This window comes from Brevibacterium sp. AGC70 (genome assembly GCF_057334195.1).
Map to the genome: position 1 here is coordinate 1 of NZ_JBHFIH010000013.1, position 12,847 is coordinate 12,847.

10 protein-coding genes are annotated in these 12,847 nt (G+C 59.2%); 4 read left to right on the top strand and 6 right to left on the bottom strand.

Annotated elements, in window-relative coordinates:
• Both ACE03M_RS08845 and ACE03M_RS08850 read left to right on the top strand, forming a co-directional pair.
• A partial coding sequence (locus ACE03M_RS08845) for a winged helix-turn-helix domain-containing protein (protein WP_485933614.1) occupies window positions 1-683 on the top strand: 683 nt, incomplete at its 5' end.
• Between the two features lie 13 nt (window positions 684-696).
• Entirely contained in the window at window positions 697-1,359 is a 663-nt protein-coding gene (locus ACE03M_RS08850) for a cache domain-containing protein (protein WP_485933616.1), read from the top strand.
• 67 nt (window positions 1,360-1,426) lie between these two features.
• Here ACE03M_RS08850 and ACE03M_RS08855 read toward each other — a convergent pair whose 3' ends face one another.
• The 5 genes from ACE03M_RS08855 to ACE03M_RS08875 are packed head-to-tail and all read right to left on the bottom strand — an operon-like array spanning window position 1,427 to window position 7,670.
• On the bottom strand, window positions 1,427-3,190 hold the full coding sequence (locus ACE03M_RS08855) for an ABC transporter ATP-binding protein (RefSeq protein ID WP_485933617.1): 1,764 nt from the start codon (window positions 3,188-3,190) through the stop codon (window positions 1,427-1,429).
• Window positions 3,187-4,107, bottom strand: coding sequence for an ABC transporter permease (locus ACE03M_RS08860; protein ID WP_222103691.1), 921 nt, complete (start codon window positions 4,105-4,107; stop codon window positions 3,187-3,189). Before ACE03M_RS08860 ends, ACE03M_RS08855 begins: the two co-directional genes overlap by 4 nt.
• Window positions 4,104-5,057: an ABC transporter permease gene (locus tag ACE03M_RS08865; protein ID WP_204232962.1), complete on the bottom strand. Its 954-nt coding sequence runs from the start codon at window positions 5,055-5,057 to the stop codon at window positions 4,104-4,106. Before ACE03M_RS08865 ends, ACE03M_RS08860 begins: the two co-directional genes overlap by 4 nt.
• A 1-nt stretch (window position 5,058) precedes the next feature.
• Window positions 5,059-6,606, bottom strand: a complete 1,548-nt coding sequence (locus ACE03M_RS08870; protein WP_485933620.1) for an ABC transporter substrate-binding protein — start codon at window positions 6,604-6,606, stop codon at window positions 5,059-5,061.
• Window positions 6,607-6,617: 11 nt separating this feature from the next.
• On the bottom strand, window positions 6,618-7,670 hold the full coding sequence (locus ACE03M_RS08875; RefSeq protein ID WP_485933622.1) for a TetR family transcriptional regulator: 1,053 nt from the start codon (window positions 7,668-7,670) through the stop codon (window positions 6,618-6,620).
• Window positions 7,671-7,892: 222 nt separating this feature from the next.
• Here ACE03M_RS08875 and ACE03M_RS08880 point away from each other — a divergent pair, with 222 nt between their 5' ends.
• Together ACE03M_RS08880 and ACE03M_RS08885 are read left to right on the top strand one after the other, a co-directional pair.
• Window positions 7,893-9,728 (top strand): glycosyltransferase family 2 protein, encoded by a 1,836-nt coding sequence (locus tag ACE03M_RS08880; RefSeq protein ID WP_485933624.1) that lies wholly within the window; start codon window positions 7,893-7,895, stop codon window positions 9,726-9,728.
• A 211-nt stretch (window positions 9,729-9,939) separates the two neighbouring features.
• Window positions 9,940-11,232: a hypothetical protein gene (locus ACE03M_RS08885; RefSeq protein ID WP_485933626.1), complete on the top strand. Its 1,293-nt coding sequence runs from the start codon at window positions 9,940-9,942 to the stop codon at window positions 11,230-11,232.
• 233 nt (window positions 11,233-11,465) lie between these two features.
• Here the strand turns inward: ACE03M_RS08885 and ACE03M_RS08890 are convergent, their stop codons facing one another.
• Window positions 11,466-12,827 carry a polysaccharide pyruvyl transferase family protein gene (locus ACE03M_RS08890; RefSeq protein ID WP_485933628.1) on the bottom strand — a complete coding sequence of 454 codons (1,362 nt, stop codon included), beginning with the start codon at window positions 12,825-12,827 and terminating at the stop codon, window positions 11,466-11,468.
• Window positions 12,828-12,847 lie beyond the last annotated feature (20 nt).

A 12,847-nucleotide genomic window follows, 5' to 3' on the forward strand; every position in this document is an offset into this window, starting at 1 on the left:
TCGAAGATGCCATTGCGACGGGAGTTCTCGCCCCAGGCGACCGACTCCCCGGGGAGTCGGCTCTGGCATCGAGGTTCCGAGTCTCGCTCGTCACCGTCAGGGAGGCCCTACAGCATCTGCGGGCCACCGATCTCATCTATACCAAGCAGGGACGCGGCGGTGGCAGCTTCGTCGCTGTCGATTCCAGCCACGCACATGCCTTACTGGAACGACGAATCGCCGCGCTCTCCCGTGCAGAGATCACCGATCTTGCAACCTATTACCGAACTATCGTCGATGGTGTGCTGCGGACGATCTCCGCCATGGGTCTCGAACAGAATCTGGGCGCCGTGCGAGAGACCTTTCTTCGTTCAGATCCCAGCGACGGTGCTGAAGCTCGGTCAGTTCAAGGTGGTTTGGATCTTCGGCTGGCAGGTGAGTCCCAATCAGTTCGTCTGGTTCACGAACAGATCCGAATCCAGAATGATTTCGGGGCACTTCTGTGGATCGGATTGGACGACCCAGATCTGCGAAATTCCATCCGCACGCTCAATGAGACAATGCTCAATGAGATGATCTCAGGTGACACGGACGCTGCGATCCAGGCCCGTGAGGAAGCTGTTACCATCTCACTCAGATGGCTGTTGTCCAGACGCAATGACGCACAAAGGCACGAACGTGAGAACAATCAGCAAAACGCCTGAAATGACAAGGCTGGTGGATGTTATCAGCGCTTGGCAGGCTCAAGTTCCAGAGACGATCGAGAGGGTATCGGGAGTCGCAATTGAATCGCTCTCGACCGCTCCTCGAGCGCTGGAGGCTCGGCTGGAGGAGGTCGTCTTCGACGCGCTCAACTCCACGAGCAAATTCGCCGGCGCAGGAATAGTCAGCGTCCACCCTGCTGTGCTTGACCAATCTCGGTCGCTGCTGTGGTGGGTCACTCAACGCGAGAACGGTCGTGTGGAGCCCCTGCCTCTTGACGCCGATCTCACCGAGCTCGGCACATATCAGGCCGGCCTTGAGGACATCGAATGGTACCGAGTACCGGCAACGACGAGACGTCCGCACATGACCGGCCCCTTCGTTGACTACATGTGCACGGACCAGTTCGCATTCACCTTCACCGTCCCACTGGAGATATCCGGCGACTTCTATGGGGTCGCGGGAATCGATATGACGGTCCGCAGCCTCGAGGAAGAAATCGAATCACTCCTCGAAGATGTCAGCGATGAGGCGATCTTGTTGTCCAACAACGACTTGGTCGCCATCAGCCTCGACCCACGGTTTGCCACGGGCAGCAGGCTGAAGCCCGCTCAACTCGAATCGTATGTGCTCACACCCGTACCCGGAACTTTCCTCTCCATCGCGGCCCCTCGCTGAGCCTTCTTACACACAGCTGAACAACTCACCTCGGGCAGAACACATCTCTTGTGCTCTGCCCGAGGTCTCAGAATTTCGGCACGTCCGCGATCAGCGTGCGCGTGTACTCGTGCTTCGGAGTCTCCAGAACCTGGGCAGTCGGCCCATAGTCGACGATTGTGCCCTTGTTGAGCACAGCGAGGTTGTCCGCGATATGGCGCGAGAGCGCAATGTTGTGCGTGACGAACAGCATCGCCAACTGGTGTTCCTGGCGCAGCGTGCGCAGCAGCCCGATGATCGAGGCCTGCACGCTGACGTCGAGCGCTGAGGTGATCTCATCGCAGACCAGCACTGAGGGCTGGTTGACCAAGGCCCTGGCGATCGCGGCTCTCTGCCGCTCACCACCGGAGAGGTCACCTGGCCGACGGTGATAGAAGCTGCGCCCCAGACGCACAGAGTCCAAGGCTTCTTCGACCTTTGCCTTCCGGCTCGCGGCAGTGCCCTCACCGCTCATCTCCAGGGGAACGGTCAGCGACTGACCGATCGACCGGCGCGGGTTGAGGGAGGAGAACGGAGACTGGAACACATACTGAATGCCGACCCGCTGTTCGTTCGTCCGCTTCCGCGTCGACTTCGCCAGCTCCTGACCGCGCAGCCGCACGGAACCGGAGTAGTCATCGTTGAGCCCGGCGACGCAGCGGGACAGAGTCGTCTTGCCCGACCCTGATTCCCCCAACAGCAGCGTGCAGTCGCCGGGTTCCAGCGTGAGATTGATCCCGTCGAGGATCTGCGCTTTCCCGTAGGCCAGTGCCACATCCGTGACCTGCAGCAACGGCGCACTCGCCGAGGTGGCTGCACCAGCCCCTGAATCCGCAGACCGCTGCGCCCCGGCAGCTTCGCTCGAGTCCTCAGACTGCGGCTCCCTGTCCGAGACCAGAATGTGCGTGGCCTTGGATTCGGGCTCCGGTTCCGCTGCCGCACCTTCGCCGATGGTCTTGAGACCGGCAAGGTCCGGCACTGCGGACATGAGCATCTTCGTGTACCCGTGCTGCGGGTCCTGGAGCACGGAATCCACCGGGCCCTCTTCGACGAGGTCACCACGCAGCATCACTGCCACCCGGTCGGAGATGTCCTTGATCACCGCAAGGTCGTGGGTGATGTAGAGACCGGCGACATTGTTCGCCACAGTCATCTGCCGGATCGTATCGAGGACGACGGCCTGCGTGGACACGTCGAGACCGGTCGTGGGTTCGTCGAGGATGAGCACATCGGGGTACATGGCAAAGGCCATGGCGATGCCGATGCGCTGCTGCTGACCACCGGAGAGCTGGTGCGGCCACCGCTTCTGGTAGGCCTTGTCACCGGGCAGTCCCACATCGACGAGGACTGCGGCCACCCTCTCGGTGCGTTCGGCCTCGGAGCTGCCGAATTCGTGGATGTCGAGGACCTCACGGATCTGCTCGCCCACCCGCATCGCAGGGTTGAGCGAGAGCGCAGGGTCCTGGGGGATGTAGGCGATCCGCGACCCGCGCAGGGACCGCACAGCCACCTCGTCGAGTTCGACCACCTCGACGGCGGTGTCATCACCGCGAGGCCACAGGCTCACGGACCCGGAGGCGAACTTCAGCCCCTCCCGGAAGTGGCCCATGCAGGCCAGACCGGCTGTGGTCTTACCCGATCCCGACTCCCCCACGAGGCCGAGGATCTCGCCGCGGCTGAGCGCGAAGTTCACGCCGTGGAGGATCTCATTGCCGGCAGTCGTCGCGATCTTCAGATCGGTCACACGCAGAACGATCTTCTCATTGGGAAGGTTCGCATCATCATGATGGACCGTGGTTGTCTCTGTGGTCATGATGCCTCCACTGACGTCGATGCGGTGGCCCTGGCGAAGGAGTCCGCAAGCAGGTTGGTGCCGATGGTGAGCAGCGCGATGGCGATCACCGGCAGCAGCACACCCCAGGGTTGGATGCTCAGCGCGATCCGGTTCTCGTTGATCATCAGGCCCCAGTCAGCAGCGGGCGGCTGCAGTCCGAGTCCCAAGAACGACAGAGACGCGATGTAGCCGATCGAGTAGGTAAGGCGCAGCCCGGCTTCAACACTCAGCGGCCCGGTGATATTGGGCAGCAGCTCACGCAGCAGCACCTTCCACCGCGGCATCGCATACATCTCTGCGGCGAGGATGTAGTCCTCGGTGATGACGCCCAGAGTTGCTGAGCGTGCGACGCGGGCGATGCGCGGGGCGTGGGTCACGCCGATGACGGTCACGAGCACCCACCCTTGTGGACCCAGAACGGTGATGGCCAGCAGCGCGAACACCAGCTGTGGGACGGCGAGGATGACATCGTTGAGGCGCATGATGATCGCATCGAAAGTGCCGCCCACATAGGCTGCGAGCATGCCGATGATTGCGCCCAGAATCATGCCGAGCGCCGTGGCGAGAACCGAGTACACGATGAGGGTGAGCCCACCGGCGAAGAACCGGGAGAGCACATCACGGCCGAGGTTGTCCGAACCGAAGAGCCCATGTGGGCTGAAGGGCTTGGCGACGAATTCGGTTGCCGTGTTGCCTGTGGCCCAGGGCAGCAGCAGCGGTCCGCAGAAGGCCAGGAGCAGGACGATGATGGTCAGTGTCAGACCGATCTTGCCCTGCTTCTGTGCCAGCACGCGCTTGAAGAACGGCGTGTAGGTGGTCTGTGATTCCTTGGGCACCTCACCACCGTCGACCGCTGCGGATTTGAGGTCGTCGAGGCTATTCGTGTTCGTGCTCATGCTGCACTCCTCAGCTTCGGGTTGGTGAGGATGCCGACGACGTCGGCCGCCAGGTTCACCACGACGTAGACAGCGGCGACAAGCATGGAGATCGCCTGCACGACCTGCACATCACGGTAGGTCACCGCATCGATGAGCGCTTGGCCCAGCCCCGGATAGCGGAACAGGAACTCCACGACGACCACGCCGCCGGCCAACCACGCCAGCTGGATCGCCACGACCTGCGCAACCGGTCCCAGCGCGTGGGGCACAGCATGGCGCATGATGACACGTGTCTCGGGTACGCCCTTGAGTCGGGCCATCTCCACAAAACCGGAGTCGAGGACTTCAATCATCGTCGCGCGCATCATCCGCACAATGTAGGGAGTGACGACGAGGATGAGGGTCAGGGTAGGCAGGATGAGCTGCTCGGGTCGACCCCACACGGGTTGGCCCGGCGGAGCCAGGGTCACGGCCGGCAGAATCTGGAAGACGGAAGTCGCGAAGATCGCGATGAGGCCGATGCCGATGACGAACTCCGGCATGGCTGCGAAGACGAGGCTGAGGCCCGTCATGGCCTGATCGCGTCGGCCCCCACGGTGCAGTGCCTGGTAGACGCCCAAGCCGATGCCCAGAGGCACAGAGATGATGGCGGCCGCGGCCATGAGGATGAACGAGTTTCCGACTCGCTCACCGAGAAGCTGCGCCACGGAACCGCCGCTGGCCGTCGAGGTGCCGAAGTCGCCGACGAAGAGTCCACCCAGCCAAGAGAAGTATCGCTGCCAAGCAGGCTGGTTGAGACCCAACTGCTCGTTCAGCGCCGCGATGCGCTCCGGAGTGGCCTGCTGGCCGAGAATGGCTCGAGCCGCATCGCCGGGCAGCAGCAACGTGGCGCCGAAGACGAGGAGGGAGACTGCGAGGAGGATGAAGGCGGAGAAGATCAGCCTGCGTCCGATGACTTTTCCGAACATGTCACACCTTTCCGATCCATACGCGGTCGAACCGCCAGCCGCCCAGAGGCCGCCCGGTGGAGTTCTTGACCAGCCCGCCGACGTACTTCTGGAAAGCGTCGACCTGGTTGGCGAATCCCCACACGATGTAGCCGCCTTCGTCGTAGAGCATCTTCTGAAGCTCGTGTTCGCCGTCGCGTCTCTTCTCAACCTCGGGAATGCCGCGCACCTTGTCGAAGACCTTGTTGAAGGCGGGCTCGTCCCAGTGGGTTTCGTTGAACGGCGACTCTTCGAGAGCGCAGGATATGACCTGCGGCAGGAAATCTCGGGTGTACCAGAAGTCCTGCGCGAAGTCCCACTGCAGATATTCCTCGCCGAAGAACGTCGTCGCGTCGACCCTGCGGATCTTCACCCGGATACCGGCCTCGGCGGCCTGCTGAGCGAAGACCTGAGCGGATTCGACGGCACCGGACTGAATCGGAGCCGTCACCAACTCGACGTCGAGACCATCGGGATAGCCCGCCTCGGCGAGGAGCTTCTTGGCTTTGGGAATGTCCTGCTTACGCTGCGGGAACTCGGGATAGTTCTCGCTCAGCGGCCCGAACATGTCGTTGCCGACGGTGCCGAAGCCGGACAGGACCTGTTCGATCATCTGCTCCCGGTCGACGACGAGGCGGAAGGCCTGGCGCACCTTGACGTCGTCGAAGGGCTTCTTGTCCACGCGCATGGTCAGCGGCAGCCACATGCCGGTCTCGGAGTTGAGAATGGCCATGCGTTCATCGGCGGCGATGACCTCGACCAGTGCCACAGGGATCTGCGCGATCGCGTCGACCTGGGTTGAAAGGAGCGCGTTGATGAGTGCGTCTGAGTCGTTGAAGTTCAGCAGCTGCACCTCGTCGAGGAACATCTTGTCGTAGTCGAAGTAGTGCTCATTGGGCACGAGCACCGTCGACTGGGCCGGGGTGAACGATTTGAGTTTGAATGGCCCTGAACACACGGGGTTCTCCGGGTCGTAGCCTTCAGGGACGATCGCCGCTGTGTATTCGGCGACTGCGTCCTTGAACAGTCCGTTGGCCTCACTGAGGTGGAACTCCACAGTGCGGTCATCCTTGGCGACGACATTGTCGAGCATGGAGAAGTTCGCTGCCGCGGTCTTGGGATCATCGGGATCCGTGATCCGCTTGAAGGTGAAGATCACATCGTCTGGGGTGATCGGACTGCCGTCGGAGAACTTGATGCCCTGCTTCAGGGTGCACGTCCAGACGGTGGCGTCGGCATTGGACTCGAAGGACTCCGCCAGCAGCGGCACGACCTGAGAGTCGTCATCCCACCCATAGAGCGCGTTGTACAGGTTCACGGCGCGGCAGACGTCGCCGCTGTTGACCGGAATGTGGGCGTCGACGGTGTCCGCGGAGTTGCCTCCCGTGACTCCCACGCGCAGGCTTCCGCCCTTGACTGGTTTCCCTGCGTCGGCGGCACCGACGGAGCCGCCCCCGCAGGCGCTCAAGCCGGCGAGTGCTGATATCGACAGCCCAGCCCCCAGCGCTTGTCTTCGATTCGGTGTGTTCATGTGCCTTCTTCCTACGACTGCGGTCCAGGTCGTACGGGCGTCGGTGCGTCGTGCCCGTTGTGTTCTGCCATCGTCTCTTTGTCAGTGACGGCGATGATGTGTGCATTGAGGTAGTCGTCGAGCATCTGGAGCGCCTCATCGTCGGTGATTCCCATCTGCCCCGTGCTCCGAGCGACGCCGAGCCCGTCGATGAAGACGCTCAGCCCCTTGGCCATGAGGATGGTGTCCCCGGCCCGGATGGTGCCGGTGCGCTGCCCTGCGAGGACTACGGAGGCGAAGAGATCGAACCATTCCGCGTAGACATCGGTGAGATTGGTTCGCGCCTCGTCATCGACTGATGCTCTGGACCAGCTCTGCACCCAGATGGACCAGACGCGGCGTATCTTGTCGTCGACTCCGGCGTGAACCTGCGCGAACCGGCGCAGCGTGCTCAGCGGGTCAGCAGGGTCGATGAGACCGCGTGTGGCGGAGAGGATATCCAGGGTGTAGCGCAGCGTTGCCTGCAGCAGCTGAGCCTTGGTTCGAAAGTGGTAATTGATGGCCGAGGCACTGAGTCCGCATGCATGTGCGACGTCCTCGGTGCGCACATTGTCGATGCCCCGATCAGCGTAGAGCTCCCAGGCAGCGGCGACGATTCGGCGCTGATTGCGTTTGCCCTTCGGCACCCAGTCCTCGCCAGATGCCTTCGGCCGGTCCTGCTGTGGAGCTCGCAACTCCGCAGGATCCTCACCGAGTCGGGCTCCCTCCGGGCCATGGTGCCCCGCCAGGTTCCGCTCATCCGAGTCGTTCGCGGGAGAGTTCGGAACAATCTTCCGCCGAGGTGGTCGGGCGGTCCGCCCGCTGGTGAGCCAGTCCGTGCTGACGTTTGTCAGCCCCGCGATCCCCGAGATCTCTTCGATCCGAAAATTGCGTGTTCCGGCCAGGGATTTGGACAGTTTGCTCGGTTCGATACCGATGTTGCGAGCGACTTCGCTGTGGCTGATTCCGGCAGATTTGATGGCACCGCGAACACGGATCAGCAGGGATTCTCGGCTGTCGCCTGCACCATCGCTCGTCTCAACCACCTCTACATTCTGCACAGGTGTTGCGATTTTGGCAATACTTACTTGGGTTTTGTGTAGTTTTTCGTGACCTTCAGCGCCCGACCGTGCGTGCGAAGATCGCCGCTCTTATCGATATCGATCATCCACTTGGCCGAATCATGCCCCCACCCCTGGATCTGCTACAGGTGTAATATGATGCCAACGCTCACACCAGCGCTACGAAACATCTCCGTGGAGTCACCGATGTCCGACGTTCCCACAAGCGCACCAGAACTCGCAGAATCAGGCGATGCACTAGACGTCAGCGTCATCATCCCTGTGTACAACTGCGAAAAATTCATCGAAGAGACGATCACCTCCGTTCGTGAGCAGACGATCGACAACGGTCATTACGAGATAGTTGCTGTCGATGACGGATCTACCGACCGGTCTTTTTCGATCCTCGAAGATCTGGCACGCGACAGGAGCGACATCCGTGTTTTCACGATCCCTAACAGCGGATCCGCGGCTGCTCCCCGGAACCGAGGGCTGGAACACGCCTCTGGCAGGTACCTCTTCTTCCTCGACGCGGATGACAAGCTCGACCGTGACACGTTGAAGCGGATGGTGCAGACCGCAGATGACACTGGATCCGGTGTCGTTCTCTGCAAATTGGGACTGTTCGGAGAAGGAAAGCTCACTCGCCTGCTACCGTCACGACCCTTCTCCAAAAACAGCTATGCTGTCGATTTCATCGAGTCGAAAGCCAACTCGACGCTGAGCGCCTTGAAGCTATTCCGGCGTTCAATCATCGAAGAACACAATATTCGCTTTCCTTTGGGATTCGCCATCGGCGAAGACCAGCCATTCACGTTGAAGGCATTTCTGCACAGCCCTCATGTCTCGATCCTCGCAGACAAGGTCTACTACTGGGTTCGGCAACGCAACGACGGAACCAATGTCACGAGCATTGGACAGCCTCCCCGAGTTCACCTCGACCGCATTATGAGCCTCATCTCCACGATCGTCGAAAATACTGAGCCTGGCATTCGACGTGATGTACTGCTGAGACGCCCAATGGTCGGCAAAGCCGGAACGGTGGCTGTGTTCGGACGGAAAATGCTCCCCGCCCATGGACGTACTGAGCGAGAAGAGATGTTGTCGCTGTACCGGAATCAGATCACTACGCTGTGGAACTCAAGGATCCGGAAGTACGGCGCGGTGGCGTCACAGGTCTTGGTCGATCTCATCGTTCGCAACGACCTGGATGAAATCGAAAAAGTCAGCAAAACGCTCCGCACCAATGGCCACATTCCGATTGAATTCGACCAGGATACTTCGAAGTTCGCTTACCTCCCTCACACGGGCGACCCCATCATCGATCTCAACATCGCACCCCGTGTGCATTTGGATAGGATCACGTACACCTCCAGCACCATAGAGATCTCCGGCGAAATCGGGATCGAGGGAGCCCTCGCGGCCCCCGACTCAGCTCAGCTCGTCTTCATACACCGCAGATCTGGAACCGAAGCCCCTGTCGACCTAGACGTCTCACGCACATACTCCGGACCACATGGAATGAGATCCCTATTCCATGTGGCAGTCGACGCGAGTGAGCTCTCAGAGCCTGCCCTGTGGGACGCATTTGTCGATGCCAGCTGGGGTACATTAAGTTTCCGAGAGAATTTCGGCAATTCGAGGGCTCAAGGACTCGACACGCGTCCGGTACTGCTCGGTAACCCGACGAGCTCGGCTACGTTCTTCACCCCGCGAGGCAACTTCGGCGTAGACGTCGGTCCGACAGCGGCCTACTTGGACAGCATTCACAATCTGCAGCCGAGGCCCGTAGGCCGGTTCGTCATCGGCAGAAGTGAAATCACTCAATTGAGCGGATTGTATAGCGATCTGACGCAAGCAGAGACACATTCGGAGCACAGCGGAAAGATCACCGAGGTCACAGTGATACGACACCAGGACAACAGTGCGTCAGTGATCGTCCCCCGCTCGGTTGCAAAGAATGGCAACTACTCGATCGTCATGCGCGATTCCAAGGGCAATTCAATTGAGATTCCTGCACTTGGGGACCAGGCTAACTCGTAGAATCGAGATAGACACCGCCAGCGGCCTCAGGTTTTTTCACCTTGAGAATCAGTGACGTTGAGCAGCAATAGCATGCCGTCCACAGCGTCACCGTCCTTGCCATGCCGAGAAAGCCGGAATCAGTACCTCGCAGTGAACTCTCCGTTAAACTTCGTTGATACTACTAAATCAGTGCTGCGACGGTAACGATGGCAATTTGAGCGAGGGAACTATGGTGAACATCCGGTCGGTGACCGTCCGAGAGAACGACGAAGGCGTCGTTGCGTCGGCTCAGATTACAATGCCAGGAGCCGAAGGAGAAGCCTGGTATCAGCTCCCCGCCGGTTCGATGACCGACGAAGACGCTGCCGTAGACGCCTTCTTCGTCATTGGAGTCATCTTGGCCATCGGCAGCGATGGCTCTCTGCACATGGACCAGGCAGTATCAAAGAGGCTTCTGTTCAATGCGCAAAGTGCTCAGGATGTGCTCATCAACTGGTATCCGAAGCAGTTGGTACCTGCTGAATTGACGGTGCCCCCTCGCGCAGAAGACAGAGCGCCGTTGGTCGACAAGACCGTATCGTGTTTCACAGGAGGAGTCGACTCATTCGATACTCTGGTCCGAAACGAGGCTGAAATCGATGCTCTCGTGTACGTACATGGATTCGACATCGCACTCTCCCGAACCGATATTCGCGAGGTAACATCCGAACACCTCGGTGATGTTGCTGCCATCACCGGGAAAGAACTCCTCGAGGTATCAACCAATATCCGGCGTTTCCTCAACCTCGCCGGCAAATGGCCGACCATCACACACGGTGCCGCTCTTTCATCGGTAGGTCACCTTTTCAGCGCTCAGTTCGGGCAGCAGCTGATTCCGGCTTCTCACACATATGCAGACACGCTCGCCTGGGGGTCGCACCCTCTGTTGGACCATCTGTGGTCGAGCAATCGGCTGACAACCGTGCATGACGGTGCCGGCTCAACGCGCGTCGGAAAGACTCGACGGATAGCCACATATCCGGCGGCCAAGAAGCATCTTCGGGTCTGTTGGCAGAACACAGGAAAATACAACTGTGGGGTCTGTGACAAGTGTGTTCGCACGATGATTGCCCTGTCGCTCAGTGACGCGCTACCTGACTTCAAAACGTTCGATTCAGAAGTCTCCATGTCAGCAATTCGCAACCTCAAGATCTCTGGGCTGTCCAGTCTCTCCTTCGTGCAGGAGAATCTGGACTTCGCACGTGAGCAGGGAGCAAAAGAGATTGAGGCGGCACTGCAGGATATGGTGACCACTTACGAAGCTCAGAAAGCGTCCAAGAATACGGCAACAGGGCTGACTAAGCTGGAAAAACGATTGTCGAACTTGGAAGCCAAGAATGAGAAAAGATTGAACCGCTTAGAAAGCAGTGTGAAGGCCACGAAGACTCGTGCGATCGCTGCTGAGAAGTCGGTTCACAAACTCCAGCGACTTCTGCCTATACGCACATGGACGCGGCTTTCGAATGCGCGACACCGAAAGTAGGGAAATGCGACTTTTGAGTCTAGCCGCCCCCAACAACTGGGCCGCGTTGTCATAGGCGTCCGCTCTCTGACGTGCTGCATAGCATCGATGCCTGAGAGCAGGGCAGCCGTCCAACAGGACTGTCATTGGTCCGCTTCTTTTGAGCGCTGGTTCTCAAGAAGCGGACCAATCTGGTTTGGCGAGACAGTGCTTCCGACTTCCTTAACAACTGCGCTTGCAGTCCGGAAGAACAATCACGACTTGGCAATTCGTCTCTTCAGTGATCGCAAACGACGCATCACTCCTCCCCGGACTGGAGTCTTACCACTGCCGGCAGTCGGCACCTTTGCTACGTCCATGCTCATTCGCTGCTGGTAGTACTCGTAGGAACGCCGAAGCTTCCGACGTATCTTCTCCTGATACTGCTTCCGGCTTGTGCCTGAGTAGCGTGGCAGGCGTTCGCGAAGCTCTGTCAATGAATATGCCTCGTTGGAGGAACTCGGAGCAATGGTGCCTTTGAGCCCGTCAAACAGTGCCCGATAGACAGACATCAGTGTGTCGGAATCTTTGACAACTCCTGCCTCAATTGCAGCATCGAGGGCCGAAAGCACCGTCCCTGAGTTCCAATCTGCGGCGGGCAGGGCTCTCTCTGGGTAGCCCATTGAAGAGTAGAACTCCGGTACTTTGAAGTTCCATGAAAGACCAATCGAGGGAATGCCGAGCGCGAATGAAGTGATACTCGCGTGCAAACGATAGGCGATGACTGCATCACAGCGTTGCAATTCTTCAAGCAATTCTTCAGGACAGTTGACCGTCACAGCGGCATTTTTGTTCGGAACTCCGTGGTGCCGGACTAGGGAGTCGAGGAAGATCTCATCGGAGAAGTGACCAGTGGTGAAAAGACGATAATCGTCGCCGCGTGCTTCAAGCTCAGCGATGATGTCCAGCCAGAACTGACGCTGATCGGCTTCATTGAAGTCAATATCGTTGTCTTTGAATATTCCGGCTCGGGTCACAACGAGTCCAACGCAGCGGGCCGAAGACTTCTTTGTTGAGACTTCACTCCGCGAGTCGACACCGAAAACTGAATCGGCGAAAACTGCAGGATCTGCGACCAGAGCAGTAGCGATCTCTGTTCCCTCGACATATTTGTTAGTCGATTCGAGATCGTCGCGAGTCGTGATCTGCCGTACCACCGGCAGCGTGAGGGCCTGTTTAAGCTGCTGAGACCGTGGATCCGTCTCCGAGTACGGTTCGACGCCAATGCTTGAGAAGATGACCGGCACACCGTATTCGGCGGCCAGCTCCAAAGTTCTGATCGTCCGAAGATAAAAGCTCTGATATCGGTAATTGAACAGCGGTGCCCCACCGAAGACAACGACGTCAGCACGAGAAATCGCACGCCTGGCTGGTTCGATCAGCGACTCGTCCTGAGTACGCATATATTTCCGACTGATCAGACTTGCAGCGCGGCTTCGGATCTTCACCGAAGAGACATCAAGCCCTAGGTTCTCCGCTGCGGCTTTGAGCAGACTAATAACCGAAGCCTCGATGATCTGATCACCGACGTTATCGGAATCACGATTGGTCAGCAGCAAAATTTCAGTCGTGGACATTTAGCCGCCCTTTCCGGAGC